Here is a 431-nt window from a genome sequence, read left to right on the forward strand (position 1 = left end):
ACCCACACCGCTGTTTTCATCGATCGCAGTGGCGATAGCGCCAGAAGTAATCGTCGGTGCGACTTCATCCAGGTTATTGACCGCCAGCGTCACGGTTTGGTCGGTGTAGTTACCGGCCCCATCGGTAGCGGTGACAGTAAAGCTGTAGCTGGACTTGGCCTCGTAATTGGCATCAGCCAATAACGTCACTTCGCCGGTGGCTGAATTAATGCTGAATAGCCCTGCATCACCCCCCGAGAGGTTATAAACCGCCGTCGCATCATCCGTCGCTGCGGTGTAAATCACCGCGTTCTCACCGGAGTTCTCATCAATGACATCCGCCAACGTGCCGGAGGTAAATACAGGCCCCACTTCATCCAGGTTATTCACTGCCAGGGTAACAGTTTGATCGGTGTGGTTACCCGCCCCATCGGTAGCGGTGACAGTAAAGC

At 55.0% G+C, this 431-nt stretch carries 1 protein-coding gene; it reads right to left on the reverse strand.

Annotation, left to right across the window (positions count from 1 at the left end):
• On the reverse strand, positions 1–431 hold a 431-nt coding region (locus Q4563_RS16330), incomplete at both ends, for a cadherin repeat domain-containing protein (protein WP_303605227.1).

Source organism: Gilvimarinus sp. 1_MG-2023 (assembly GCF_030548285.1).